Here is a 25,221-nt window from a genome sequence, read left to right as displayed (position 1 = left end):
AAGACGCGTCACTCCTGTAGCATCCGAAGAAGGGAGGCGAAGACCTTTCCGGGACACTGATTTGGAGACAAGACGTGGGCGAACTGTTGTCCATGCTCCGCTTCAATGCGGGTTCGGGCCATATCTGGCTGAACGAACACCGCATGATGCTGTTGCATACGCGAGCCTTGGCCGGGTTGCGCCGGGAGTTGTTCGATTCCCTGGGTGTGGCGCGGGCGCGCGGCCTGCTGGTGCGCATGGGCTTTGCCTCGGGCCAGCGCGATGGCGAGCTGGCCCTCAGGGAAATGCGCGCCGGCATGCCTTGCGAGGAGGCTTTCATGCTGGGGCCGCAGCTGCACACCATCGAGGGCGCGGTGCAGGTGGAGAAGGTCTATATGGAGCTGGACCTCAAGACCAAGCACTTCTTCGGCGAGTTCCTCTGGACCAACTCCTGGGAGTGCGATGCGCACGTGACGGACATGGGCTACGGCGACGACCCGCAGTGCTGGCAGCAGATCGGCTACGCCTCGGGCTACACCAGCGCCTTCTTCGGCCGGCTGATCGTCTTCAAGGAGACCGAATGCCACAGCATGGGCGACAGCCAGTGCCGCATCGTCGGCCAGCCGGCCGAGGACTGGCGTGACGACGAGTACGTCGACTACTTCCGGCCCCAGCGCATCGGCGAGCGGCTGATCGACTACAACATCGGGCTCGAACACCTGCGCGCCGTGCAGCCGCGCCGCGAGTACGACACCAGCCTCGTCGGCGTGTCCCCGGGGTTCCGGGCCGCCTTCGATCTGCTCAAGCGCGCCGCGCCGAGCGCCATCACCGCGCTGCTGCTGGGCGAGACCGGCGTCGGCAAGGAGGTGTTCGCACGCTGGCTGCACGACAACGGCCCGCGGGCCGCCGGCCCCTTCATCGCCGTCAACTGCGCCGCCATCCCGGCCGACCTCATCGAGGCCGAGCTGTTCGGCGTCGAGAAGGGCGCCTACACGGGGGCCCACATGGCCCGGGCAGGGCGCTTCGAGCGGGCCAACAACGGCACCCTCTTCCTCGACGAGGCCGGCGACCTGCCGCTGGCCACGCAGGTCAAGCTGCTGCGCGTGCTGCAGACCGGCGAGATCGAGCGCCTGGGCGCCGAGCAGCCGATCAAGCTGAACGTGCGCATCGTCGCCGCCACCAATGTGGACCTGCAGCAGGCCATGCAGGCCGGCAAGTTCCGCAGCGACCTGTTTTACCGCCTCAACACCTTCCCGATCACGATCCCGCCGCTGCGCGAGCGCACGGCCGACATCCCGCCGCTGGTGAACCGCTTCCTCGAGAAGTACAGCGCCCTTTACGGCAAGAAGCTCAGCGGGCTGACCGACCGGGCGATGCGCGACGTGCTGAACCAGCCCTGGCCGGGCAATATCCGCGAGCTGGAGAACGCGATCGAGCGCGCCGTGCTGCTGGCGCCCGAAGGCGGCGCCATCGAATCCGTGCACCTGTGGAGCAAGGGGGCAGGGCTGAAGCCCGACCAGCAGCTCGATGCGCTGGGCCATGTGGGCAGCGGCGAGGCGGCCGAGCTCGACGGCCTGTGCGACCAGGTGCTGCAGCAGAAGATCGACATGGCCTCGCTCGAACAGCGGCTGATGCAGATGGCCATGCAGCGCGCCAAGGGCAATCTGTCCCAGGCCGCGCGCCTGCTCGGCATCACGCGGCCGCAGCTGGCCTACCGGCTCAAGAAGGAAGGCCTGCCGGCCGCCTGATACGGCTTCGCAATCAAAGCGCTCACTGCGTTGCTTCGCCTTGCCGTGCTCAAGCACTGTCTGCGGCTTCGCGCCTTGTGATCACTTCGATTGCAAACCCGTATGAGCCCTGGCGCGGGAGCGCCGGGGCCGCTCCCGCTTCATCATTTCATCAAGCTGCGGTGCAGCAACTGATCGACTGGGCATCCGGGACTTCCCCGGGTTCCGGGCCGTCAAGCCCCTCGGGGCCAGGCAAATCAATCACTTAGCCGGGCTGGCACGCCGGTTGCGATCTTCAGGGTGGACGACAGCCCCGTCGTCTGCAACTTGATGGATTGAACAAGTGAGCCCGCGCCCCGCCAACCCACGCTCCGCCTCGGCGGCCGACCTGACCGGCCAGCCCTGCTATGTGCGCGTGACCGGCACGCGCGACGCCCGCTTCGTGGAGTTCGAGTTCGCCATCGGCGACCCCGAGCTGGCCGTCGAGCTGGTGCTGAGCTTCGAGCAGTTCAGCCAGTTCTGCGCCACCCACGGCGTCACCCATCTCAGCGCCGACGAGGGCGCCCGACTCGACTACGAGCGCATGAAGTGGCGCTACGGCGAGCCGGGCCTGGACCACTGAGCCGCGAGCGGCCGCCCCAGAACCCAGCAGGAGACCCCCGTGCAAGTCGACATCAAGACCACCGACATCCAGCCCATCCGCCAGACCTTCTCGCACATCGCGCGGCGGCTCGGCGCCGACAAGGCGGCCTCGCGCTACCAGGAGGCCACCTTCGACATGCAGCCGACGACCAACTGGCACTACCGGCCGCTGTGGGAGCCCGAGCGCCACGTGTTCGACCCGCGCCGCACCACCCTCGTGATGGCCGACTGGTATGCCTTCAAGGACCCGCGCCACTTCTACTACGGCGTCTACACGATGACGCGCGCCAAGCAGCAGGAGGGCGCCGACCGCCAGTTCGAATTCGCCGAGAAGCGCAACCTGCTGGGTGCCGTGGACGTGGCGACGCGCGAGTCGCTGACCCAGGTGCTGGTGCCGCTGCGCCACTACGAGTGGGGCGGCAACATGAACAACACCTACTGCTGCGGCTATGGCTACGGCACGGCGATCACCCAGGCCTGCAACTTCGCGGCCATGGACCGCCTGGGCATCGCGCAATACCTGTCGCGTATCGGCCTGCTGCTGGACGGCAACCAGGGCGTCGCGCTGGATGCCGGCAAGCAGGCCTGGATGGAGGCGCCGGCCTGGCAGGGCGTGCGCCGCGTGATGGAGAACCTCTTCGTCACGCATGACTGGTTCGAGCTCTTCGTCGCGCAGAACCTGGTGTTCGACGGACTGCTCTACCCGCTGGTCTATCGCCACTACGTCGACGCACTCAGCCCGCGCACCGGCAACGCGCTGGCCATGCTGACCGAGTTCATGGGTGACTGGCATGCGGAGACGGCCCGCTGGGTGGACGCCACCGTCAAGACGGCTGCCGACGAATCGCCCGCGAACAAGGACCGGCTGATCGGCTGGATCGGCGGCTGGCGCGACGAGATGCAGCGGGCGCTGGAGCCGCTGGCCCGCCTGGCCCTCGGCGAGCAGGCCGCCGCCGCGCTGGCTGCCGTGCGCGCCGACTTCGACACCCGCATCCAACGCCTGGGCCTGCAGGCCTGAACCCGGAGCCCGTCCATGAGCACCACCACCGCCCCCGCCGCCTCGCGCGCCCCGGTCTTCATCTCGCTGCTGACCAACGACGTGTCGCGCTGCATCGTCGAGGCCATCGTCGCCGACAACCCCGAAGCCAGCGTCGCGGAGTTCCCGGCCATGGTCAAGGTCGACGCGCCCGGGCGCCTCGTCATCCGCCGCGACTCGGTCGAGGAGCGCCTCGGCCGCCGCTGGGACGTGCAGGAACTGCACCTGAGCCTGATCTCGCTGTCCGGAAGCATCGAAGAAACCGACGACGAGTTCTCGCTGCAATGGGGCCGCCGCGCCTGACCCCGCCCGCACGACACACACCAGACCACCGGAGATAAGCGATGAGCCAGACCGCCACCAAGACCGCCAAGCGCCTCGGCATCAAGGAGCGCTACGCCATGATGACCCGCGGCCTGGGCTGGGAGACCAGCTACCAGGCGATGGACGACGTCTTCCCCTACGACAAGTTCGAGGGCATCAAGATCCACGACTGGGACAAGTGGGAGGACCCCTTCCGCCTGACGATGGACGCCTACTGGAAGTTCCAGGGCGAGAAGGAGAAGAAGCTCTACGCCATCATCGACGCCTTCCAGCAGAACCAGGGCCAGTTCAACATCAGCGACCCGCGCTACCTGAACACGCTCAAGCTCTTCCTGACCGGCGTGTCGCCGCTGGAATACGCCGCCCACCGCGGCTATGCGATGGCCGGGCGCTCCTTCCGCGGCGTCGGCGCGCGTGTCGCGGCGCAGATGCAGTCCATCGACGAACTCCGTCATGCGCAGACGCAGTTCCACACGATGAGCCACTTCAACAAGTACTTCAACGGGCTGCACGACCCGCAGTACATGCACGACCGCATCTGGTACCTGTCGGTGCCCAAGTCCTACTTCGAGGACGCGATGACGGCCGGGCCCTTCGAGTTCATCACCGCGATCTCCTTCTCCTTCGAATACGTGCTGACCAATCTGCTGTTCATGCCCTTCATGAGCGGCGCCGCCTTCAACGGCGACATGGCCACCGTCACCTTCGGCTTCTCGGCGCAGAGCGACGAGTCGCGCCACATGACGCTGGGCCTGGAGGTCGTCAAGTTCATGCTCGAGCAGGACCCGGACAACGTGCCCATCATCCAGCGCTGGATCGACAAGTGGTTCTGGCGCGGCTACCGCCTGCTGACGCTGGTGGCCATGATGATGGACTACATGCTGCCCAAGCGCGTGATGAGCTGGGCCGAGGCCTGGGAGATGTATTTCGAGAAGAACGGCGGCGCGCTGTTCGAGGACCTGGGCCGCTACGGCATCCGCCTGCCCAAGTACCACGAGGTCGCCCAGGCCGAGAAGCAGCACCTCTCCCACATCGCCTGGGCCACCTTCAACAACTACGGCCACGCGGCGGACTTCAACACCTGGGTGCCGCAGCCCGACGAGCTCGACTGGCTGAGCCAGAAATACCCCGAGAGCTTCGACCGCATCTACCGCCCGCGCTTCGAATGGATGGCCGAGCAGGAGGCGCACAACGGCGCCATGTGGCGCAACGACACGCTGCCCATGCTGTGCCAGACCTGCCAGGTGCCCTGCATCTTCACGGAGGTCTCGGACCCGACCCGCATCAGCCTGCGCGAGACCAGCTACCACGGCATGAAGTACCACTTCTGCTCGGATGGCTGCCGGGACATCTTCGAGCAGGAGCCGGAGAAATACGTGCAGAGCTGGCTGCCGGTGCACCAGATCTACCAGGGCAATTGCTTCCCCGAAGGCACCGACCCGACCGTGCCCGGCTTCAACCCGCTGGCCAAGGTGCTGGAGTACTACCACCTCGCCCCCGGTGCCGACAGCGGCGACTTCAACAGCTCGCCTGACCGCAGCAATTGGGAGCATTGGACCGGCCAGCAGCTGACGCCTGCCGCGGCCAAGGCCGCCTGACCCTGCCGCATTTCTCCATCACCCCACATTTAGGAGACGCTCATGCCCGTCGTCGCCCTCAAGCCCGGCTATGCCGGCCCCGTGCAGGACACCGAGGACAAGTTCCACGGCAACCGCCTGCTCTACGTCTGCTGGGACGAGCATCTGCTGTTCTGCGCGCCGGTGGCGCTGCCGCTGCCGCCGGCCATGCCCTTCGGCGCGCTGCTGAGCGAGGTGCTGCCCGGCGTCTACGGCAGCCACCCCGACTTCGCCCGCATCGACTGGACCCAGGCGCTGTGGACCGAGTCCGGCAAGCCCTTCAAGCCCGATGCGGCCAAGTCGCTGGCCGACAACGGCCTGGTGCACAAGTCCGTGCTGCGCTTTCGCACGCCCGGCCTGCACGGCATCCGGGGCTCGCGCAGCTGAAGGTCGCCGGAGGTTGACATGAGCACGCACATCACCATCGAGCCGCTGGGCCAGGCCGTCGCGGCGCGCGACGGCCAGACGGTGCTGGACGCCTGCCTGCGCGCCGGCGTCTGGCTGCCGCATGCCTGCGGCCACGGCGTCTGCGGCACCTGCAAGGTGCAGGTCCTCGAGGGCGAGTACGAGCATGGCGATGCGTCCAATTTTGCGCTGATGGACTTCGAGCGCGACGAGGGCCGCATCCTGGCCTGCTGCGCGACGGCGCGCACCGACCTCGTCATCGAGGCCGAGATCGACGAGGACCCGGACGCGCAGTTCCTGCCGCTGGCGGACTTCAGCGCCGAGCTGGTCGAGGCGCGCCTGCTGACGCCGACCATCCGCGGCCTGTGGCTGCGGCCGGATCGCGCCGTGCCCTTCCAGGCCGGTCAGTACCTGATGCTGCAGGTGCCAGGTGTTGACGGCGCGCGCGCCTTCTCGGTGGCCAATGCGCCGGGCGAGGCGTTGATCGAGCTGCACATCCGCCGCGTGCCCGGCGGCCGGGCCACCGGCTGGCTGCACGACGAACTGCAGGTCGGCCAGACCCTGCAGTTCACGGCGCCCAGCGGCCGCTTCTTCGTGCGCAAGTCGGCCCGGCTGCCGCTGATCTTCGTCGCCGGCGGCTCCGGCCTGTCGAGCCCCAAGTCCATGATCCTGGACCTGCTCGCCGAGGGCTGCCGCCTGCCCATCACGCTGGTGCAGGGCGCCCGCAATGTCGAGGAGCTGTACTTCCGCGAGCTCTTCGAGACCCTCGCCGAGCAGCATCCCAACTTCGCCTACGTGCCGGTGCTGTCCGACCTGCCTGACTCAGCTGAGGGCAGCGCCTGGGCCGGCGCGCGCGGCTATGCCCACGAGGCGCTGAAGGCGCAGTTCGCCGGCGACTTCCGCGGCCACAAGGCCTATCTGTGCGGCCCGCCGCCCATGATCGAGGCCTGCATCAAGACGCTGATGCAGGGCCGGCTGTTCGAGCGCGACATCTACGCCGAGAAGTTCTTCACCGCCTCGGACGCGGCCGGCGCGGCGCCGCGCAGCCCGCTGTTTCGCAGCCTCTGACGCGAGCCCCGGCCATGCCCTACCAGGTCGACATCGCCAACACCGAGGAGCGCTATGCCTGCGCCGACACCGCCACGCTGCTGGCCGGCATGGAGGCGCTGGCCCGTCGCGGCATCCCGGTCGGCTGTCGCGGCGGCGGCTGCGGCGTCTGCAAGGTGCGCATCGAGGCCGGCCACGTGCGCACCGACAAGATGAGCCAGTGCCACATCAGCGCCGCCGACGAGGCCGCCGGCTATGTGCTGGCCTGCCGCGCCTACCCCTGCAGCGACCTGCGCCTGAGCGCGGTCGACAAGCTGGCGCGCTGCATCGAACGCGGCCGCGCCGGGACCGATTTCCTTCAGGCTGCCCTGGCCACGGGCAGCCCTTCCGACCCCAACCGATAGACAACGAGGAGACTCACCATGGCACTCACTGGTGTTCTGAGACCCGGGCATGTGCAGCTGCGCGTGCTCGACCTGGAGGCGGCCGTCCGCCACTACGGCGAGGTGCTGGGCCTGTGGGAGGTGGCGCGCGACCCGCAGGGCCGCGTCTACTTCAAGGCCTGGGACGAGCACGACCACCACAGCATCGTGCTGCGCGAGGCAGACACCGCCGGCATGGACTTCCTGGGCTTTCGCGTCGACTCATCCGCCACGCTGAAGAAGCTGGCCGAGGACGTCAAGGCCAGCGGCCTGGCCACCGACCTGCACTGGGTGGAGGCCGGCGAGATGCTGCGCACCGGCGAGCGCTTCCGCTTCACGGTGCCGACCGGCCACCTGATCGAGCTGTTCGCCGACAAGGACAAGACCGGCAACGGCATGCCGTTGGAGAACCCCGAGGTCTACCCGGACGGCCTCAAGGGCATGTCGCCGACGCGCTTCGACCACTGCCTGCTCTACGGCGACGACCTCGACGGCACCGTCAAGCTCTTCATGGACGTGCTGGGCTTCCGCCTGGCCGAGCAGGTCGTCGCCGGGCCCGACCGGCTGCAGATCGCGGCCTTCCTGACCTGCTCCAACAAGCCGCACGACGTGGCCTTCATTCGCCACGCGGAGAAGAACAAGTTCCACCACGCGTCCTTCATCCTCGACAACTGGGGCGAGGTGCTGAAGGCGGCCGACATCATCACCCGCAAGCGCGTGTCGCTGGACATCGGCCCGACCCGCCACGGCATCACGCGCGGCGAGACCATCTACTTCTTCGACCCCAGCGGCAACCGCAACGAGGTCTTCTCGGGCGGCTACATCCACTACCCGGACCGGCCGACGCTGACCTGGACCGACGACGACCTCGGGCGCGCGATCTTCTATCACGACCGCAAGCTCAACGAGAACTTCCTCAGCGTGCTGACCTGAGGTGAAAGCCATGAAGCAGTTCCTGAACTTCATCGACGGCGATTTCGTCGCCACCGGCAAGACCTTCGACAAGCGCGCGCCGGCCACCAACCAGCTCATCGGCCAGGTGCACGAGGCCGGCCAGGCCGAGGTGGATGCCGCGGTGGCGGCCGCCCGCGCCGCGCTCAAGGGCGAGTGGGGCCGCATGAGCGTGGTCAGGCGCGCCGAGCTGCTGCACGCCGTGGCCGACGAGATCAACCGCCGCTTTGACGAGTTCCTGGCCGCCGAGCTGGCCGACACCGGCAAGCCGCATGCGCTGGCCAGCCACATCGACATCCCGCGCGGCGCGGCCAACTTCAAGATCTTTGCCGACATCGTCAAGAACGTGCCGACCGAGAGCTTCCAGATGAGCACGCCCGACGGCGGCACGGCCATCAGCTACGCGCTGCGCTCGCCGCTCGGCGTCGTCGGCGTGATCTGCCCGTGGAACCTGCCGCTGCTGCTGATGACATGGAAGGTCGGCCCGGCCCTGGCCTGCGGCAACACCGTCATCGTCAAGCCCAGCGAGGAGACGCCCGCCACCGCCACGCTATTGGGCGAGGTGATGAATGCGGTGGGCATCCCCAAGGGCGTGTACCAGGTGCTGCACGGCTTCGGCCCCGGCTCGGCCGGCGAGTTCATCACCCGCCACCCGGGCGTCAACGGCATCACCTTCACCGGCGAGACGCGCACCGGCGAGGCCATCATGGCCGCCGCGGCCAAGGGCGTGCGGCCGGTCAGCTTCGAGCTCGGCGGCAAGAACGCCGGCATCGTCTTTGCCGATGCCGACTTCGACAAGGCCGTGGCCGGCATCACCCGCAGCGCCTTCGAGAACTGCGGCCAGGTCTGCCTGGGCACCGAGCGCGTCTATGTGCAGCGGCCCATCTTCGACCGCTTCGTCGCCGCGCTGAAGGGCAAGGCCGAGGCGCTGAAGATCGGCGGCCCCGACACGCCGGGCGTGGGCCTGGGGCCGCTGATCTCGGCCGAGCACAAGGCCAAGGTGCTGTCCTACTACGCCAAGGCCAAGGCAGAGGGCGCCACCGTCGTCACCGGGGGTGGCGAGCCGCCGATGCTGGGCCTGCTCGCCGAAGGCCATTTCGTGCAGCCGACGATCTGGACCGGCCTGCCCGAGTCCTCGACGGTGATCCGCGAGGAGATCTTCGGCCCCTGCTGCCACATCGCCCCCTTCGACACCGAGGAAGAGGCCATCGCCCTGGCCAACGCCACCGACTACGGCCTGGCCACCACCGTGTGGACGCAGGACCTGGGCACGGCCCACCGCATGGCGGCCGCCATCGAGGTCGGCCTGTGCTGGATCAACAGCTGGTTCCTGCGCGACCTGCGCACCGCCTTCGGCGGCGCCAAGGCCAGCGGCATCGGCCGCGAGGGCGGCGTGCATTCGCTGGAGTTCTACACCGAACTGCGCAACGTGATGGTCAAGCTCTGAAGGACACGCCATGACCCCCGACAAGATTCAACACTACGGCGACGAGCTCCATGCCGCGCTGTTGAGCCGCCAGCCCGTCGAGCCGCTGACCAGCCGCGAGCCCGGCATCACCCTCGACGACGCCTACCAGATCCAGCTGCGCATGATCCAGCGCCGGCTGGACGCGGGCGAAACCGTCGTCGGCAAGAAGATCGGCGTCACCAGCCAGGTGGTGATGGACATGCTGGGCGTGAACCAGCCCGACTTCGGCCATCTGCTCTCGGGCATGGTCTTCAACGAGGGCGAGCCGGTGGACACCGGCAGGCTGATCGCCCCCAGGGCCGAGGCCGAGGTGGCCTTCATCCTGGCGCGCGACCTGACCGGCCCCGGCGTCACCGCCGCCGACGTGCTGCGCGCCACCGACTGCGTGATGCCCTGCTTCGAGATCGTCGACTCGCGCATCCGGGATTGGAAGATCAAGATCCAGGACACCGTGGCCGACAACGCCAGCTGTGGCGTGCTGACGCTGGGCGGCACGCGCCGCAGCCCGCGCGACCTCGACCTGGCGCTGGCCGGCATGGTGCTGGAGAAGAACGGCGAGGTCGTCAGCACCTCCTGCGGCGCCTCGGTGCAGGGCTCGCCGGTGAACGCCGTGGCCTGGCTGGCCAACACCCTGGGCCGGCTGGGCATCACGCTGAAGGCCGGCGACGTGATCCTCTCCGGATCGCAGTCGCCGCTGGTGCCGGTGCGGCCGGGCGACAGCCTGTACTGCCACGTCGGCGGACTGGGCAGCACTTCCGTGCGTTTCATCTGAGGAGGCCGACATGGCACTTGACGCAGCCACCATCGCCCAGCTCGCCGAGCACGTCGAAGCGGCCGAGCTGAACGCACGCGACATCACCAAGATCACCGACGAATACCCGGCCATGAGCTGGGACGACGCCTACGCCATCCAGGACGCCATCCGTGCCCGCAAGGAGGCCCGCGGCCACAAGACCGTGGGCCTGAAGTGCGGCCTGACCTCGCGCGCCAAGATGAAGCAGATGGGCGTCGAGGTGCCCTGCTTCGGCTTCGTCAGCGACTACATGAGCTGCGCCGAAGGCAGCGACATCGACACCGCCAGGCTCATCCACCCCAAGGTCGAGGCCGAGATCTGCATCGTCACCAAGGCGCCGCTGCGCGGCCCCGGCTGCCATGTGGGCGCCGTGCTGGCGGCCATCGACTTCGTGCTGCCCGGCGTCGAGATCATCGACAGCCGCTACCGCGACTTCAGGTTCGACCTCAAGAGCGTGATCGCCGACAACACCTCGGCCGCCCGCTTCGTCGTCGGCGGCCGGCCACGCAACGTCGAGGGGCTGGACCTGCGCACGCTTGGCGTCGTGATGGAGAAGAACGGCCGCATCGTCGCCATGGCCGCGGGCGCCGCCGTGCTGGGCCACCCGGCCGCCGCCGTGGCCATGCTGGCCAACCACCTGGGCGCACGCGGCCAGGAGATCCCGGCCGGCAGCTTCATCATGACCGGCGGTGTCACGGAGGCCATCGCCGTGCAGGCCGGCGACCAGGTGGCGGTGCGCTTCCAGGACCTGGGCACGGTGTCGATGCGCTTCGCCTGAGCCAGACAACGACGAGGCATCGCCCATGAAATCCGCTTGCATCCCCAGGCCCGCTGCCACGGTGCGCGCCCGGCTGCGCGCCGCGCTGATGATCGGCAGCGTCGCGTGGGCCGCACTGGGCCCCTGCGCCAGCTCTGCGGCCCCGCAGACTGCCGCCCAAGCCGGCACGGCCAAGCGCCCCAACATCCTGTTGATCGTGGCGGACGACCTGGGCTACGCCGATCTGGGCGCTTTCGGCGGCGAGATCTCCACGCCGACCCTGGACCGGCTGGCTGCCGACGGCGTGCAGCTGACCAACTTCCATGCCTCGCCGTTCTGCTCGCCCACGCGTGCGATGCTGATGTCGGGCACCGACAACCACCTGGCCGGGCTGGGCGACATGGCCGAGCTGATCACCGCCGAGCAGCGCGGCAAGCCGGGCTACGAAGGCTTCCTCAACCGGCGCGTGAAGGCGCTGCCCGAGGTGCTGCACGACGCGGGCTACCGCACGGTGATGGCGGGCAAATGGCACCTGGGCAACACCGAAGACCAGAGCCCTGCCGCGCGCGGCTTCGACCGCTCCTATGCGATGACGATGGGCGGCGCCAGCCACTATGGCGACCAGTCCGGCATCGTGGCCCTGGACCCGCAGAAGCCACCCGTGGCGATCTATCGCGAGAACGGCAAGTCGATCCAGATTCCCCGCGAGGGCTTCTATTCAACCGACGCCTTCACCTCGCGCATCATCGACTACCTCGAAGAAACCCGGGGTGATGGCAGCAAGCCCTTCTTCGCCTACCTGGCCTACACCGCACCGCACTGGCCGTTGCAGGCGCCGGATGCCGACGTGGCCAAGTACGCCTCGCACTACGCCGGAGGCTACGACCGCATCCGTGAGCAGCGCTTCGAGCGTATGAAGAAACTCGGCCTCCTGCCGGCGAATTCAGGGCTCTACGAAGGCAACCGGGTCTGGCCCAAGTGGGACGCACTCAGCCCGGTCGAGAAGCGTTCCGAGGAGCGCCGCATGGCGGTCTATGCCGCGATGGTCGACCACATGGACCGCCAGATCGGCCGCCTGCTCCAGCACCTCGAAGGCAGCGGCGAACTCGACAACACGGTGGTGATCTTCCTGTCCGACAACGGTGCCGACGGCAATTCCGTCTACGACGTGGGCCGGACCCGCGAATGGATCCACCACGACAAGGACAACTCGATCGACAACATGGGCAGGCCTGGCTCGTTCATCGAGTACGGCCCGGGCTGGGCGCAGGTTGGGATGACTCCGCTGACCATGTACAAGTCCTTTATGTACGAAGGCGGCATCAGCGTGCCGGCCATCGTCTGGGCGCCGGGCGCGGGCCTGGTCAAGGGCCAGCGCAAGGGCTTCGGGCATGTGATGGACATCGCCCCGACGCTGTACGAACTGGCGGGCGCTCCTCATCCCGGGCCTTCCAACAACGGCGGCAGGGAGATCCTGCCGGTCAAGGGCCGCTCGCTGGTGGCCTATCTGCGTGGCCAGCAGGCATCGGCCTATGGACCGAACGACGCCATCGGCTGGGAACTCGGCGGCCGCAAGGCACTGCGCAAGGGCGACTGGAAGATCGTCTATGCCAACCAGCCCTGGGGCAAGGGCCGCTGGGAGCTTTACGACCTGGCCAATGACCGCACCGAACTGCAGGACCTGGCCGACCGCCGGCCGGCCAAGCTCGCCGAACTGGTGGAGGACTGGAAGCGCTACGTCGCCGAGAACGGCGTGATCGAAATCCCCGGCCTGGCCGACCGACCGGGCTACAGCAATGCGGCGCGGTACTACGAGGACCTTGCCATCGAGGCGGTCATGAAGCCGAAGGCCCGATAGCCTCATCCGGACGACACCATGCCGAGTCTTCGCATGCCCTTCATTCGACGCACAGCCCGGCAGGCCCTGCCGATGCTGAGCCTGTGCGCGCTGGCGCTCTGGCTCGGCGGCCTCCTGTGGGAAGCGGGAACCCAGGCCGCCACGCCGGCCGACGACGGCCTGTGCGGCCGCTATGGCGGGTTGCCCGATGGCAACGGGCCTCACGCCGGCATGGTGAGCGTGCCGGGAGGGCGCTTCCAGATGGGGGACAACGACCACTACGCCGAGGAAGCCGTGCAGCACGAGGTGCAGGTCGGCGGCTTCTGGATCGACCGCACCGACGTGACCAATGCGCAGTTCGCCCGCTTCGTCGCCGCCACCGGCTATGTCACCGTGGCCGAGCGCGCACCGGCAGCGCATGAGGCGCAACGACTGCCGCCCGCGCAACGGGTGCCCGGGTCGGCCGTCTTCGTGCGGCCGCAACAGGGGCATGCCGGCGAATGGCGCTTCATGCCCGGTGCCAACTGGCGCCATCCGCTCGGCCCGTCCAGCGACATCGAGGCTCAGGCCAACCACCCCGTCGTGCAGATCGCCTACGAGGATGCACTGGCCTATGCCCACTGGCTCGGGCGCGAGCTGCCCACCGAGGCGCAATGGGAGTACGCCGCCCGCGGCGCCCTGCTGGCCAAGCCCTATGCGTGGGGCGATCGTTTCATGCCCGAGGGCAAGCCGATGGCCAACACCTGGCAGGGACCGTTTCCGCTGGTCGACGAGGGCAGCGACGGCTATGCCGGCACCTCGCCGGTGGGCTGTTTTCCCGCCAACGCCTTCGGCCTGTACGACATGGCCGGCAATGTCTGGCAATGGACGCGGACGGTGTACAGGCCGCGGCATATCGCCGGCGTCGAGCTCAACCCCAACGGGCCGGATGCCGTCGAGGGCGTGGACCCGCGCCGCGGCGCCACCGGCCCGGCACGCGTGATCAAGGGCGGCTCGCACCTGTGCTCGCCGAACTACTGCATGCGCTACCGCCCCTCGGCCCGGCAGCCCGCGGAGCCCGGCCTGGGCACCTCGCACATCGGGTTTCGCACCGTCATGAACGCTACGCAATGAGTAACCTGTCCACACCCCACCGCATCGCCACCGGCGCCTTCCAGACCCTCTGTCACGACCTCGGCAGCGGCCGGCCCGGCCAGCCGCCGCTGCTGATGCTGCACGGTTCGGGCCCCGGCGTCAGCGCCTGGGCCAACTGGCGGCTGTCCCTGCCCGTGCTGTCGCAGCAGCGGCGGGTGCTGGCGCCCGACCTGGCCGGCTTCGGCGACACCGAGCGCCCGGCTGGCGTCCGCTACACGATGGACGGCTGGGTGCAGCAGGCGCTGGACCTGCTCGACGCGCTCGATCTGCCGCAGGTCGACCTGGTCGGCAACTCCTTCGGCGGAGCCCTGGCCCTGGCGCTGACCCTGCGCGCGCCGCAGCGCGTGCGCCGCCTGGTGCTGATGGGCAGCGTCGGCGTGCCCTTCGCCATCACGCCGGGCCTGGATGCCGTCTGGGGCTACCAGCCCTCGATCGCCACCATGCGCAGCCTGCTGGACCTGTTCGCCCACGACCGCTCGCGCGTCAACGACGAACTGGCCCGGCTGCGCTACGAGGCCAGCATCCAGCCGGGCTACCAGGAGGCCTTCGCCGCCATGTTCCCGGCGCCCCGCCAGCGCTGGGTGGACGCGATGGCCAGCCCCGAGGCCGCGATCCGCGCGGTGCCGCACGAGACCCTGGTGCTGCATGGCCGCGAGGACCGAATCATCCCGCTGGCCACCTCGCTGACGCTGGCCGACTGGATCCCGAACAGCCAGCTGCATGTGTTCGGCCACTGCGGCCACTGGACGCAGATCGAACATGCCGCCCGCTTCAACTGCCTGGTCGCCGACTTCCTCGCCGAAGGGGATGGCGCCTGAGCCGGAGAGATTTCAACTTCATGGAGCAAAACTGATGAGCAAGAAAATCAAGTGCGCGCTGATCGGGCCGGGCAATATCGGCACCGACCTGCTCGCCAAGCTGCGCCGCAGCGCGGTGCTGGAACCGGTCTGGATGGTCGGCATCGACCCCGAGAGCGACGGCCTGAAGAAGGCCCGCGAGCTGGGGCTGAAGACCACCGCCGAGGGCGTCGACGGCCTGATCCCGCATATGCGGTCCGACGGCATCCAGATCGTCTTCGACGCCACCTCGGCCTATGTGCACGCCGAGAACTCGCGCAAGGTCAATGCCTGCGGCGCGCTGATGATCGACCTGACGCCGGCGGCCATCGGGCCCTATTGCGTGCCGCCCGTCAACCTCAGGGAGCATGTCGGCAAGCGGGAGATGAACGTCAACATGGTCACCTGCGGCGGCCAGGCGACCATCCCGATGGTGGCGGCCGTCTCGCGCGTGCAGCCGGTGGCCTACGGCGAGATCGTCGCCACCGTCTCCAGCCGCTCGGTGGGCCCGGGCACGCGCAAGAACATCGACGAGTTCACCCGCACCACGGCCGGCGCCGTCGAGCGCGTGGGCGGCGCCAAGAAGGGCAAGGCCATCATCATCATCAACCCGGCCGAGCCGCCGCTGATCATGCGCGACACCGTGCACTGCCTGGTCGAAGGCGAGCCCGACCGCGCGGCCATCACCGCATCCATCCACGCCATGATCAAGGAAGTGCAGAAGTACGTGCCGGGCTACCAGCTGGTCAACGGCCCGGTCTTCGACGGCCAGCGCGTCTCGGTCTTCATGGAGGTCGAGGGCCTGGGCGACTACCTGCCCAAGTACGCCGGCAACCTCGACATCATGACCGCCGCCGCCGCGCGCACCGCCGAGATGTTTGCCGAGGAGATGCTGGCCGGCAAGCTGACCCTCGACGCCGTGCCCGCCTGAAGGAGAACACCATGAGCGACAAGAAAATCACCCTGCACGACATGACGCTGCGCGACGGCATGCACCCGAAGCGCCACCTGATGAGCCTGGAGCAGATGGAAACCATCGCCTGCGGCCTGGACGCCGCCGGCATCCCGCTGATCGAGGTCACGCACGGCGACGGCCTGGGCGGCAGCAGCGTCAACTACGGCTTCCCGGCCCACACCGACGAGGAGTACCTGGGCGCCGTCATCCCGCTGATGAAGCAGGCCAAGGTGTCGGCCCTGCTGCTGCCGGGCATCGGCACCGTCGACCACCTGCAGATGGCCCACGAGCTGGGCGTGCACACCATCCGCGTGGCCACGCACTGCACCGAGGCCGATGTCAGCGAGCAGCACATCAGCCATGCGCGCAAGCTCGGCATGGACACGGTCGGCTTCCTGATGATGGCCCACATGAACAGCCCCGAGGGCCTGGTCAAGCAGGCCAAGCTGATGGAGAGCTATGGCGCCAACTGCATCTACGTGACCGACTCGGCCGGCCACCTGCTGCCCGAGACGGTCAAGGCCCGCGTCGGCGCGGTGCGCGCGGCGCTCCGGCCCGAGACCGAGCTGGGCTTCCACGGCCACCACAACCTCGCCATGGGCGTGGCCAACTCCATCGCCGCCATCGAGGCCGGCGCCAACCGCATCGACGCGGCGGCGGCGGGCCTGGGCGCCGGCGCCGGCAACACGCCGATGGAGGTGCTGGTGGCGGTCTGCGACCTGATGGCCATCACGACCGGCGTGGACGTGTTCAGGATCCAGGACGTGGCCGAGGACCTGGTCGTGCCCATCATGGACTTCCCCATCCGCATCGACCGCGACGCGCTGACGCTGGGCTATGCCGGCGTCTACGGCAGCTTCCTGCTGTTCGCCAAGCGCGCCGAGCAGAAATACGGCGTGCCGGCGCGCGACATCCTCGTGGAGATGGGCCGCCGCGGCATGGTCGGCGGCCAGGAGGACATGATCGAGGACACCGCGATGACGCTGGCGCGCACGCGCGCCGCGGCCCCCCAGAAGGCGGCCGCCTGAGGCGCGCACCCCCAAGGAGACTCCCATGCCCTTTGCCCAGATCTACATGATCGAAGGTCGCACGACCGAGCAGAAACGCGCCGTGATCGAGAAGGTCACGCAGGCGCTGACCGAGGCGGTCGGCGCGCCCAAGGAGAACGTGCGCGTCTGGATCACCGAGGTGCCCAAGGAGAACTGGGGCATCGCCGGCGTCAGCGCCCAGGATCTCGGCCGCTAGTTCCCGCCATTCCAGCGGCCCCTGCAGGCCCGCCCGCTGCCTCGCGCAGCCGGCGGGCCTGCTGCTTTCAGCTTCCCACACCCGCGCCGCATGAAGCCGCGGACCGGCGCCGGGCCGCCCCAAGCCGGCCCGCAAGCATCGCCGTCCCCTCGGGGGCTGAGCCCGGACACAGCGCGCCCGGTGGGCGCGGTGAGCCTGGCGAAGCGCTGCGGCTCAGGCCGCTGCGCGGTCCCAGACTGGTCTTGCGCGCGTACTGCGCCGCAAGACCGGGCGAGGGGCTGACCTCACCATTTGATCAAGCGGCAGTGCAGCAAATGCTCAGGTCGGTATGCGGGAGTCCCCGGGGGGCGGCGCGGGCCGCGAGGCCGGGTCGATACGAATCAAGCACTTGGCGGCGCTGGCATGGGCTTTGCCCCTTTCCTGGTGGGCGCGGAAGACGGCGCCCGCAGGTTGACGAAATGGACAAGCGTGGCGCCAAGCGCCACCCCGGGCCGGCCGCCGCCGTGCCCGCGCAGAGGGGACAACGATGGGACCGAGATCGACGGGGGGGCGGGCCGCGCGCATCGCGTGGCTGTGCGCCTCACTGACCATGCTGACGGGCTGCGTGCCTGCGCCCGACTGGGCCGGCGTGCAGGCCGAACGCGGCAAGCCCGTGCAGCGCTACGACACCTTCCAGGCCCTGGCCAGCCACGGCAGCCGCGTCGTCGCCGGCGCGGCCGGCGGCGTCATCCTGACCTCGACCGACGGCGGCGCGCACTGGGCGCGGCATGCGCTGGCCCAGCCCTCGTCGGTGCTGGCGGTGGCGGCCTGCCCGGACGGCAGCTTCGCGGCGCTGGACTTCTACAAGAAGGTCTGGGTGCTCGCGGCCGGCGGCGGCGAATGGGCGATGCGCCAGCTGCCGACCCGCAGCGACCTGCTGGCCCTGACCTGCGACCCGCGCAACCGCCTGTGGGCGGTCGGCGCGCGCACCAGCATCCTGTCGAGCGCCGACAAGGGCGGCAGCTGGCAGGTCCGCGACCTGGGCGACGACGCCATCCTGACCACCGTGCAGTTCGTCGACGAGAAGCGCGCCGTCATCACCGGCGAATTCGGCGCCGTGCTGACCAGCGCGGACGGCGGCGCCAGCTGGCAGCCCCAGCCCAAGATCGAGGGCGACTTCTATCCCTATGCGGCGCTGTTCACCGACGCCGCCAACGGCTGGGTCTCGGGCCTGGCCGGCGTCATCAAGCGCACCCGCGACGGCGGCCGCACCTGGGCGACCCAGGCCAACCCCTCCGGCGTGCCGATGTATGCGCTGCTGCGCGTCGCCGACGAGCTCTACGGCCTGGGCGCCGGCGGCCGCATGGTCAGGCTGCAGGGCGAGCAGTGGCAGGCCTTCGAGCATGGCCAGGCCATCCCGGCCTATCTGGCGGCCGGCGTCGCCCTCGACGCGCGCTCGATGCTGGTCGCCGGCGCCGCCGGCGCGCTGAACGTCATCCACCTGCCGACCCAGGTCGCGCAGGCCCCCACCGACAGCAAGGAAGCGCGATGAAGACCGCCGCCCGCCAACTGCTGCGCGCCCTGGTGCGCGCCGAGGAATGGATCTTCGCCAACCCGAAGATCGTGCTGGGCCTGATCCTGGCCGTCACGCTCGCCTTCGCGACGCGCCTGCCGGGGCTGCGCATCTACACCGACTTCAGCGACCTGCTGCCGCAGCAGCATCCCTACATCCAGACCTACAACCGCATCAAGGAGAACTTCGGCGGCGCCAACCAGATCGTCATGGCGATCGAGGTCGATCGGGGCACGCTCTTCAACGACGCGACGCTGGCGCTGATCCAGCGCGCGACCCAGGGCGTCGACAGCCTGCCCGGCGTCAACCACAACCTGGTGGCCAGCCTGACGCACCGCACCGCCCGCCATGTGCATCTGACGGCGGAGGGCAGCTTCGCGTCCGAGCCCTATTACGACCCGCAGCAGCCGCGCCACACGAGCGAGGAGCTCGACGAGCTGCGCCGCAAGGTGATGGCCAACCCGCAGGTCTACGGCCTGCTCGTCTCGCCGGACCTGAAGGCGGCGCTGATCAAGGCCCAGCTCAACGAGGGCGAGATCGACTACGCCAAGACCTTCGCCGCGCTGCAGGCGCTGAAGGCCGAGCTGGCGACGCCGGGCCACCACATCCACCTGACCGGCAACCCGGTGCTGACCGGCTATGTCTACACCTATCTGAACCAGATCGTCGCCATCCTGTTCTACACGCTGGCCCTGCTGGCGGCGCTGCTGATCGCCTATTTCCGGCGCTTCTACGGCGTCTTCCTGCCGCTGCTGGGCATCGCGCTGTCGTCGATCTGGGGGCTGGGCTTCATGTCCTGGCTGGGCTTCAACCTGGAGCCGCTGTCCATGCCCATCCCCTTCCTGATCGCGGCGCGTGCGATGTCGCACGGCGTGCAGCTGGTGGCGCGCTACTACGAGGAGCTGGCGATCACGCACAGCGGCCGGCGCGCGGCGCGCAATGCGCTGGAGGCACTGTTCCGGCCCGGCTCGCTGGCCATCGCGGTGGACGCCATCGGCATCGGCGTGATGATCCTCGGCGCCGCGCCCTTCAACTGGAAGCTGGGCATCTCGGCGGGCTTCTGGGCCTTCTCGGTGATCTTCACCGTGCACTTCATGGTGCCGCTGGCGCTGACCGTGCTGCCCGAGCCGCGCGCCACCGCGAACAAGAACCAGGCGGTGCGCGCCTTCCTCGGTGCCGCGATGGCGCGCAGCGGCGGCACGGTGCGCGGCGCGACGGCCATCCTGCTCGTCGCCGGCCTGCTGATGCTGGCCGGCGGCCAGCTGGCCGCGCGCGTGAAGACCGGCGAGACCGAGCCCGGCTCGCCCATCCTGCACCGCGACCACGCCTACAACCAGTCGACCGAGGCCATCAACCGGCTGTTCCCGGGCTCGGAGGAACTGCACATCGTCGCCAGCACCAGCGACAAGGGCGGCATCAAGCGGCCCGAGGTGCTGCGGGCCATCGAGGCCTTCCAGGCCGAGATGCTGGCCGACCCCAATCTCGGCGGCACCAAGGCGCTGCCGGCGGTCGTGCGCGTCGTCAACCGGCTGACGCACAACGACGACCCGCGCTGGGCCCAGGTGCCCGACTCGGCCGACGAGGTCGGCGGGCTGATGTTCGCCTACCTCGCATCCAGCCCCATCCCCGGCGCGCTGAAGGAGTTCGTCAACGCCGACGAGAACGAGGCCGACCTGGTCTTCTATTACAAGGACCGCCAGGCCGAGACCATCAGCCGCGCGCTGGCCCTGGCCCACGAGGCCGCCGCGCGCGTGACGGCCGGCGTGCCGGGCCTGAGCTTCGAGCCGGGCGGCGGCATCATCGGCGTGACGGCGGCGGCCAACGAGGCCCTGCATGCCGACCACCTGCTGCTCGTGCCGCTGGTCATGGCGCTGGCCTTCGTCGTCGTGATGGCCTATTACCAGTCCGTGCACGCCGGCTGGCTGATGGTGCTGCCGATGCTGTTCGCGACCGTGCTGTCCTATGCCTACATGGGCTGGAAGGGCATCAGCATCAGCGTCAACACGGTGCCGGTCATCATGATCGGCGTCGGCGTGGGCATCGACTACGCGGTCTATTTCATGGACCGCATCCGCGAGGAGATGCCGCATGTGCGCGACGTGCGCCGGGCCGCGATCAACGCGGTCAGCACCACCGGCTATGCCGTCAGCTTCACGGCGCTGACGCTGACCGCGGGCGTGGTGCTGTGGGTCTTTCTCAGCGACCTGCGCTTCCAGTCCGACGCCGCGGCCCTGCTGTCCTTCATGCTGGTCGTGAACGCCATCGCGGCCATCCTGATCGTGCCGGCCTGGTGCGTCGTGTTCAAGCCCCGTTTCGTCGTCGCCGGCGCGCTGGATGCGGCCGCAGTGAGCGACGACGACCCCAGCACCGCGAGGCCTCGCACCGAGGCCCGCGCAGCAGCGAGCGCCTAGGCCGAAAAGGGCGCCGAACCACTCACCACAACGAGGAGACATCGATGATCTGCACCCACCCGTGGCGGCGCTGGCCGCTGGGGCTGACCCTGCTGGCCGGCCTGGCCGGGCCGGCATCCGCACAGCAGCCCCCTGCCGCCCCCTCGAAGGCCGACGCGAGCCACGAGGCCGACACCCTGGACGTCGTCTCACCGTCGGGGCCCAGTCCCTGGAAGGTCGACGTCTATTACGAGAACGACACCCGCGTGCGCGGCCGGGACGCGACCGGCCAGAGCGTCGGCCTGTCCAAGTTCCGCAACACGCTGCAGGTCGAGGCCGACAAGAAGCTCGATGCCGGCTGGTCCTTCCACGGCATCCTGCGCGGCAGCTTCGACGGCGTCTACCGCCTCAACGACGACCAGTACGGCAAGCGCGCCGGCGGTGGCGTGCTGCTGCAGTCCACCGGCGGGCCGCCGCCGCTGCCCCAGGGCGGCGGTGCGGTGAACAAGGCCGTCGTCGCCGGCCTCGGCCTCACGGCCAACACCTTCGGCTTCAATTCGACCAACCCGGCCGCGCCGAACTACAACCCCAACGAGGGCCTGCGCCTGCTGGGCGACCGCTGGCATTCGACGATGGGCGGCGGGGTGGAGTTCGGCGTGCCGGTGCGCCCCTGCGACACCGACTCACGCGGCTGCGTCGACTTCGGCGGTTATGGCAGCAAGACGCGCAGCCAGCTCGAGGCCCCCGAGTTCAACAACCGCGCCGACGCGCTGCGCGAGGCCTATGTGACCAAGTCCGTCGACCTGGACGCCGGCCAGCAGCTGTTCCTGAAGCTCGGCCGCCAGCAGGTCGTCTGGGGCCGCACCGACCTGTTCCGCGTGCTCGACGTCATCAACCCGGTCGACTACTCGCGCAACAACATCTACGACGAGCTGCAGGACATCCGCATCCCGATGTGGATCGCCCAGGCCGAATGGCGCATGGGCTCCAGCGACAGCATGCAGGACCGCAACCTGCAGCTGATCTGGAACGTCGACAAGTTCCGGCCCAACAACCTCGGGCAATGCGGCACGGCCAACAGCATCCTGGACGCCGGCTGCTTCTTCCGCGGCATGAAGAACCTGTGGGACAACGGCGGCACGGTGTCCAACTTCGCCAACGTCGGCCCCGGCGTGCTGCTGTCCACCGACTTCGGGCCCGGCCAGATCGGCATCCGCAGCGTCGACCTGCCCAAGTGGAACCTGCAGAACACCCAGGTCGGCGTCAAGTACGAGGGCGTCACCCAGGGCGGCGTGTCGTTCTCGCTGAACGCGCTGAGCTACCGCTCGCAGCTGCCCTCGCTGCACGGCGGCAAGGCGGCGCAGAACGCCTTCACCGGCCAGCCCTGCAACGACGGCACCGGCCACTGCCCCTTCCTGATCGCCTTCGACGTCGCCTACCCGCGCGTCAGCCTGATCGGCGGCTCGCTGGACCTGCAGTGGGAGGCGGCCAAGGCGGCCGTGCGCGTCGAGGGCGCGCTGACCCAGGGCGAGGAGTTCGCCAACACGGCGCGGCCCGAGCTGTACTCGAAGAACAAGGTCTGGCGCTCGGTGGTCGGCATCGACCGGCCGACCTTCATCCCCTTCATCAACCCCAACCGCACGACGCTGATCTCGGCCCAGCTGTTCTACCAGCACATCTTCGACCACGAGCGGCGCCAGGCCGCCCTCGGCACCGTCGGCATGCCCGACTGGAAGGACAACGTCGTCGGCACGCTGTTGATCAAGGCCTTCCTTGCCGGCGACCGCGTCAGCCCGCAGCTGATCACGGCCTACGACGTGCGCGCCCGCGCCCTCGTGATGTCGCCTCAGCTCGACTGGCTGGTCAGCAACAAGTTCAAGCTGAGCTTCGGCGGCAACTTCAAGGCACGCAGCAACGACGAGCGCTGGAAGTTCGACGACTGCCGCTCGTGCAACCCCTGGGGCCCGTTCACCGCGCCCTTCGGCGACGCCGATCCGATGAGCGCCTACTCGCGCGGCCTCGGCGGCCTGGAGCCGCTGGGTCGCTTCCGCGCCGGCCCCATCGGCTCGGCCTGGAAGGAAAACGAGCTCTATTTCACTGCGCGCTACCAGTTCTGAATCAGGAGACCACGATGAAGCGACTGACCCTTTCCCTTGCCGCCGCGGGCCTGGCGGCCGGCGCGCTGGCCGCCACCGAGGCCGATGTCGAGGCCTCGTTCAATCCCTACAAGGGCGGCCTGCCGAGCTTCCCCGGCCTGAGCGCCGGCACCGTCATCGGCAAGGCCAATGTCGAGCAGTTCAAGGACGCCCTCGACGCCGGCATGTATCTGGCGGTGAAGAGCGGCTGGACCGAGATCAAGGTCGGCCCGACGACGCAGTTCCCGCTCAACAAGGCCTATGTCGAGGCCACCCGCAAGGGCCTGAACAAGACCAAGCTGGGCGCGAAGAACGGCGAGATCAGCGGCTTCGAGGCCGGCCGCCCCTTCCCCGAGGAGCCGCGGCTGGACGACCCGCGCGCCGGCGAGAAGATCGCCTGGAACTTCAAGTACGGCATCAACTGGGGCGACAACGCCGCCATCGATCCCTTCTATTGGAAGTACCGCAACATGACGAGCGGCCAGGTCGAGCGCACGATCAAGTTCGACTTCCACTTCCTGAACTTCCGCCACCGCGTGCAGGACGCGCCGGTGCCCGAGGTCACGCCCAATCCGTCGGAGCTGTTCCGCGGCATCTATGTGCAGGTGCAGGAGCCGCAGGACCTGAAGAACACGCAGCTGCTGATCCAGCGCTACGACGACGACCTGAAGTTCGACGACGCCTACCTCTACCTGGGCTTCCAGCGCCGCGTGCGGCGCCTGGCCACCGGCCAGGCGACCGATGCCTTCCTCGGCTCCGACCTGATGATCGAGGACTTCGAGGGCTACAACGGCCGCGTGTCCGACATGAAGTGGACCTACAAGGGCACGAAGAACATCCTGATGCCCTACTACAACCATAACGAGCTGGCGCTGACGGACGAGTTCAGGCAGGCCGACGGCTACAAGTTCGTCGACTTCGGCGGCCAGGGCGGCTGCTTCCCGAACATCAGCTGGCAGCTGCGCAAGGTCTATGTGCTGGAGGCCGAGCCCGTCAACGGCGCGCATCCGATCGGCAAGCGCGTCTTCCACATCGACGCCCAGGTCTACAACATCAACCGCACGCTGATCTACGACCGCAAGGGCGAGCTGTGGAAGAGCTGGACCATCGGCAAGTCGCACCCGGACGCCCACCTGCCGATCAACAAGGGCACGGGCATCGCGATCGACGACTCGTTCTCGATGGTCGACGTGCAGTCCAAGCACTGCACGACCGGGCAGTTCAAGGGCCAGGTGGACGCGAAGCAGAACCCGCCCAAGCTCTTCCAGGTGCAGAACCTGCGCGGCGGCAACTGAGCTTGCATCGGGGCGGAGGGGCAGGTCGACGCCGGCGCCTCCCTGCCTCGGCACGGTGATTTGCAATCGGCGGCAGCGCCCCTGTCGTGGCGCTGCCAGGGCCGGCCCGGGTGCGCTCTCCGCGAGGGCCGATGGTTGGCACCGGAATCGGCCGTTGCCCCTATGGAGACGCGCTTCTCCCGGCCTCGGACGGTCTTCAGCGGGCCGAGGCGACAGGGGTGGCCGGACGCCCGTTCAAGTCCTGCTGCCGACCGGCGTATTCGCCGCCCAAGTAGTGACCGGCCGGAGCTCGGCTGAGCGTCCAGGCACTTGCATGCGCCCTCCTGGCCATCTCCTCGTTCGCCGAATCCTCGCGCGGATCGGACGAGCAGCCCGACGCCCCGAGGGCGAAAAGGATTCCTGCCGCGATGCCGGGTGCCGCCGACATCCGGCGCGGCAAAAGTGCGCGGACGTTCGCCGGAATGTCGCCGATGGAAGTCAGACGCATGGGGCTCCCCTTCTGTGCTCGATGGGCTCGAACCCTGAGGCTAGGCGATCCCCCAGGCCGGCGCGTCATCGGAAGCGATGACGGGGAGGCCGGCACAGGCCTGCCCCGGCCGTGCTGATGATGTCCGGGTCGAAGAACCGCTCGGCCAGGGGGCGGCGCCCCGGTTGACGCTCCGTTTGACGATCGTC

The 25,221-nt window shown here is 68.8% G+C and carries 23 protein-coding genes; 22 read left to right on the top strand and 1 reads right to left on the bottom strand.

Going from position 1 to position 25,221, the window contains the following annotated elements; genetic code table 11:
• Positions 1 to 92 precede the first annotated feature (92 nt).
• The 22 genes from NYP07_RS12965 to NYP07_RS12860 all read left to right on the top strand — a co-directional run bounded on the left by NYP07_RS12965 (position 93) and on the right by NYP07_RS12860 (position 24,546).
• Positions 93 to 1,727, top strand: coding sequence for a sigma-54-dependent Fis family transcriptional regulator (locus tag NYP07_RS12965; RefSeq protein WP_268151113.1), 1,635 nt, complete (start codon positions 93 to 95; stop codon positions 1,725 to 1,727).
• Between the two features lie 322 nt (positions 1,728 to 2,049).
• Positions 2,050 to 2,328 (top strand): phenol hydroxylase subunit, encoded by a 279-nt coding sequence (locus NYP07_RS12960; protein ID WP_268151064.1) that lies wholly within the window; start codon positions 2,050 to 2,052, stop codon positions 2,326 to 2,328.
• A gap of 39 nt (positions 2,329 to 2,367) precedes the next feature.
• Positions 2,368 to 3,366 (top strand): aromatic/alkene monooxygenase hydroxylase subunit beta, encoded by a 999-nt coding sequence (locus NYP07_RS12955; protein WP_268151062.1) that lies wholly within the window; start codon positions 2,368 to 2,370, stop codon positions 3,364 to 3,366.
• Between the two features lie 15 nt (positions 3,367 to 3,381).
• Positions 3,382 to 3,687, top strand: a complete 306-nt coding sequence (locus tag NYP07_RS12950) for an MmoB/DmpM family protein (RefSeq protein WP_268151060.1) — start codon at positions 3,382 to 3,384, stop codon at positions 3,685 to 3,687.
• A 41-nt stretch (positions 3,688 to 3,728) separates the two neighbouring features.
• Positions 3,729 to 5,306, top strand: a complete 1,578-nt coding sequence (locus tag NYP07_RS12945) for an aromatic/alkene/methane monooxygenase hydroxylase/oxygenase subunit alpha (protein WP_268151058.1) — start codon at positions 3,729 to 3,731, stop codon at positions 5,304 to 5,306.
• A gap of 42 nt (positions 5,307 to 5,348) precedes the next feature.
• Positions 5,349 to 5,711 (top strand): phenol hydroxylase subunit P4, encoded by a 363-nt coding sequence (locus tag NYP07_RS12940; RefSeq protein WP_268151056.1) that lies wholly within the window; start codon positions 5,349 to 5,351, stop codon positions 5,709 to 5,711.
• A gap of 18 nt (positions 5,712 to 5,729) precedes the next feature.
• On the top strand, positions 5,730 to 6,797 hold the full coding sequence (locus NYP07_RS12935; RefSeq protein ID WP_268151053.1) for an NADH:ubiquinone reductase (Na(+)-transporting) subunit F: 1,068 nt from the start codon (positions 5,730 to 5,732) through the stop codon (positions 6,795 to 6,797).
• Between the two features lie 14 nt (positions 6,798 to 6,811).
• Entirely contained in the window at positions 6,812 to 7,180 is a 369-nt protein-coding gene (locus NYP07_RS12930) for a 2Fe-2S iron-sulfur cluster binding domain-containing protein (protein ID WP_268151051.1), read from the top strand.
• 18 nt (positions 7,181 to 7,198) lie between these two features.
• The gene (locus NYP07_RS12925; protein WP_268151050.1) at positions 7,199 to 8,131 is read left to right on the top strand and encodes a catechol 2,3-dioxygenase; all 933 of its coding nucleotides are present in this window, start codon (positions 7,199 to 7,201) and stop codon (positions 8,129 to 8,131) included.
• A gap of 10 nt (positions 8,132 to 8,141) precedes the next feature.
• Positions 8,142 to 9,596 (top strand): 2-hydroxymuconic semialdehyde dehydrogenase, encoded by a 1,455-nt coding sequence (locus NYP07_RS12920; protein ID WP_268151048.1) that lies wholly within the window; start codon positions 8,142 to 8,144, stop codon positions 9,594 to 9,596.
• 10 nt (positions 9,597 to 9,606) lie between these two features.
• A complete protein-coding gene (gene dmpE, locus NYP07_RS12915; RefSeq protein ID WP_268151046.1) occupies positions 9,607 to 10,389 on the top strand; it encodes a 2-oxopent-4-enoate hydratase in 783 nt (260 codons plus the stop codon).
• 10 nt (positions 10,390 to 10,399) lie between these two features.
• A complete protein-coding gene (gene dmpH, locus NYP07_RS12910; protein ID WP_268151044.1) occupies positions 10,400 to 11,188 on the top strand; it encodes a 2-oxo-3-hexenedioate decarboxylase in 789 nt (262 codons plus the stop codon).
• A 25-nt stretch (positions 11,189 to 11,213) separates the two neighbouring features.
• A complete protein-coding gene (locus NYP07_RS12905; protein ID WP_268151042.1) occupies positions 11,214 to 13,025 on the top strand; it encodes an arylsulfatase in 1,812 nt (603 codons plus the stop codon).
• A gap of 33 nt (positions 13,026 to 13,058) precedes the next feature.
• The gene (locus NYP07_RS12900) at positions 13,059 to 14,117 is read left to right on the top strand and encodes a formylglycine-generating enzyme family protein (protein ID WP_268151039.1); all 1,059 of its coding nucleotides are present in this window, start codon (positions 13,059 to 13,061) and stop codon (positions 14,115 to 14,117) included.
• Positions 14,114 to 14,956 (top strand): alpha/beta fold hydrolase, encoded by an 843-nt coding sequence (locus NYP07_RS12895; protein WP_268151037.1) that lies wholly within the window; start codon positions 14,114 to 14,116, stop codon positions 14,954 to 14,956. The genes NYP07_RS12900 and NYP07_RS12895 overlap by 4 nt, the downstream gene beginning before the upstream one ends.
• Positions 14,957 to 14,990: 34 nt before the next feature.
• Positions 14,991 to 15,905: an acetaldehyde dehydrogenase (acetylating) gene (locus NYP07_RS12890; protein ID WP_268151035.1), complete on the top strand. Its 915-nt coding sequence runs from the start codon at positions 14,991 to 14,993 to the stop codon at positions 15,903 to 15,905.
• Between the two features lie 11 nt (positions 15,906 to 15,916).
• A complete protein-coding gene (gene dmpG, locus NYP07_RS12885) occupies positions 15,917 to 16,957 on the top strand; it encodes a 4-hydroxy-2-oxovalerate aldolase (RefSeq protein ID WP_268151033.1) in 1,041 nt (346 codons plus the stop codon).
• A 25-nt stretch (positions 16,958 to 16,982) separates the two neighbouring features.
• Positions 16,983 to 17,174: a 2-hydroxymuconate tautomerase gene (locus NYP07_RS12880; RefSeq protein ID WP_268151031.1), complete on the top strand. Its 192-nt coding sequence runs from the start codon at positions 16,983 to 16,985 to the stop codon at positions 17,172 to 17,174.
• A gap of 589 nt (positions 17,175 to 17,763) precedes the next feature.
• Positions 17,764 to 18,705: a YCF48-related protein gene (locus tag NYP07_RS12875; RefSeq protein WP_268151029.1), complete on the top strand. Its 942-nt coding sequence runs from the start codon at positions 17,764 to 17,766 to the stop codon at positions 18,703 to 18,705.
• Complete coding sequence (locus NYP07_RS12870; protein ID WP_268151027.1) at positions 18,702 to 21,137, top strand: efflux RND transporter permease subunit; 2,436 nt, start codon at positions 18,702 to 18,704, stop codon at positions 21,135 to 21,137. Before NYP07_RS12875 ends, NYP07_RS12870 begins: the two co-directional genes overlap by 4 nt.
• Before the next feature lie 44 nt (positions 21,138 to 21,181).
• On the top strand, positions 21,182 to 23,233 hold the full coding sequence (locus NYP07_RS12865; protein WP_268151025.1) for a DUF1302 family protein: 2,052 nt from the start codon (positions 21,182 to 21,184) through the stop codon (positions 23,231 to 23,233).
• A 14-nt stretch (positions 23,234 to 23,247) separates the two neighbouring features.
• Positions 23,248 to 24,546 (top strand): DUF1329 domain-containing protein, encoded by a 1,299-nt coding sequence (locus NYP07_RS12860; RefSeq protein WP_268151023.1) that lies wholly within the window; start codon positions 23,248 to 23,250, stop codon positions 24,544 to 24,546.
• 196 nt (positions 24,547 to 24,742) lie between these two features.
• On the opposite strand, the gene NYP07_RS12855 is transcribed toward NYP07_RS12860, so the two are convergent.
• Positions 24,743 to 25,033, bottom strand: coding sequence for a hypothetical protein (locus tag NYP07_RS12855; protein WP_268151021.1), 291 nt, complete (start codon positions 25,031 to 25,033; stop codon positions 24,743 to 24,745).
• Positions 25,034 to 25,221: the final 188 nt, after the last annotated feature.

Origin of the sequence: Pelomonas aquatica (assembly GCF_026712205.1) — a bacterium.
GTDB lineage: Bacteria > Pseudomonadota > Gammaproteobacteria > Burkholderiales > Burkholderiaceae_C > Pelomonas > Pelomonas aquatica.
The sequence above is the reverse complement of the archived record's forward strand: the minus strand, read 5'-3'. Positions and strand labels throughout refer to the sequence as shown.

Excerpts from the sequence above, each read along its gene's own strand:
- NYP07_RS12880 (WP_268151031.1), top strand. The coding sequence starts at position 16,983 with ATGCCCTTTGCCCAGATCTACATGATCGAAGGTCGCACGACCGAGCAG.
- NYP07_RS12875 (WP_268151029.1), top strand. The coding sequence starts at position 17,764 with ATGCTGACGGGCTGCGTGCCTGCGCCCGACTGGGCCGGCGTGCAGGCC.
- NYP07_RS12930 (WP_268151051.1), top strand. The coding sequence starts at position 6,812 with ATGCCCTACCAGGTCGACATCGCCAACACCGAGGAGCGCTATGCCTGC.
- NYP07_RS12965 (WP_268151113.1), top strand. The coding sequence starts at position 93 with ATGCTCCGCTTCAATGCGGGTTCGGGCCATATCTGGCTGAACGAACAC.
- NYP07_RS12920 (WP_268151048.1), top strand. The coding sequence starts at position 8,142 with ATGAAGCAGTTCCTGAACTTCATCGACGGCGATTTCGTCGCCACCGGC.
- NYP07_RS12870 (WP_268151027.1), top strand. The coding sequence starts at position 18,702 with ATGAAGACCGCCGCCCGCCAACTGCTGCGCGCCCTGGTGCGCGCCGAG.
- NYP07_RS12895 (WP_268151037.1), top strand. The coding sequence starts at position 14,114 with ATGAGTAACCTGTCCACACCCCACCGCATCGCCACCGGCGCCTTCCAG.
- dmpG (WP_268151033.1), top strand. The coding sequence starts at position 15,917 with ATGAGCGACAAGAAAATCACCCTGCACGACATGACGCTGCGCGACGGC.
- NYP07_RS12890 (WP_268151035.1), top strand. The coding sequence starts at position 14,991 with ATGAGCAAGAAAATCAAGTGCGCGCTGATCGGGCCGGGCAATATCGGC.
- NYP07_RS12950 (WP_268151060.1), top strand. The coding sequence starts at position 3,382 with ATGAGCACCACCACCGCCCCCGCCGCCTCGCGCGCCCCGGTCTTCATC.
- dmpE (WP_268151046.1), top strand. The coding sequence starts at position 9,607 with ATGACCCCCGACAAGATTCAACACTACGGCGACGAGCTCCATGCCGCG.
- dmpH (WP_268151044.1), top strand. The coding sequence starts at position 10,400 with ATGGCACTTGACGCAGCCACCATCGCCCAGCTCGCCGAGCACGTCGAA.
- NYP07_RS12945 (WP_268151058.1), top strand. The coding sequence starts at position 3,729 with ATGAGCCAGACCGCCACCAAGACCGCCAAGCGCCTCGGCATCAAGGAG.
- NYP07_RS12865 (WP_268151025.1), top strand. The coding sequence starts at position 21,182 with ATGATCTGCACCCACCCGTGGCGGCGCTGGCCGCTGGGGCTGACCCTG.
- NYP07_RS12905 (WP_268151042.1), top strand. The coding sequence starts at position 11,214 with ATGAAATCCGCTTGCATCCCCAGGCCCGCTGCCACGGTGCGCGCCCGG.
- NYP07_RS12940 (WP_268151056.1), top strand. The coding sequence starts at position 5,349 with ATGCCCGTCGTCGCCCTCAAGCCCGGCTATGCCGGCCCCGTGCAGGAC.
- NYP07_RS12860 (WP_268151023.1), top strand. The coding sequence starts at position 23,248 with ATGAAGCGACTGACCCTTTCCCTTGCCGCCGCGGGCCTGGCGGCCGGC.
- NYP07_RS12935 (WP_268151053.1), top strand. The coding sequence starts at position 5,730 with ATGAGCACGCACATCACCATCGAGCCGCTGGGCCAGGCCGTCGCGGCG.
- NYP07_RS12925 (WP_268151050.1), top strand. The coding sequence starts at position 7,199 with ATGGCACTCACTGGTGTTCTGAGACCCGGGCATGTGCAGCTGCGCGTG.
- NYP07_RS12900 (WP_268151039.1), top strand. The coding sequence starts at position 13,059 with ATGCCCTTCATTCGACGCACAGCCCGGCAGGCCCTGCCGATGCTGAGC.
- NYP07_RS12855 (WP_268151021.1), bottom strand. The coding sequence starts at position 25,033 with ATGCGTCTGACTTCCATCGGCGACATTCCGGCGAACGTCCGCGCACTT.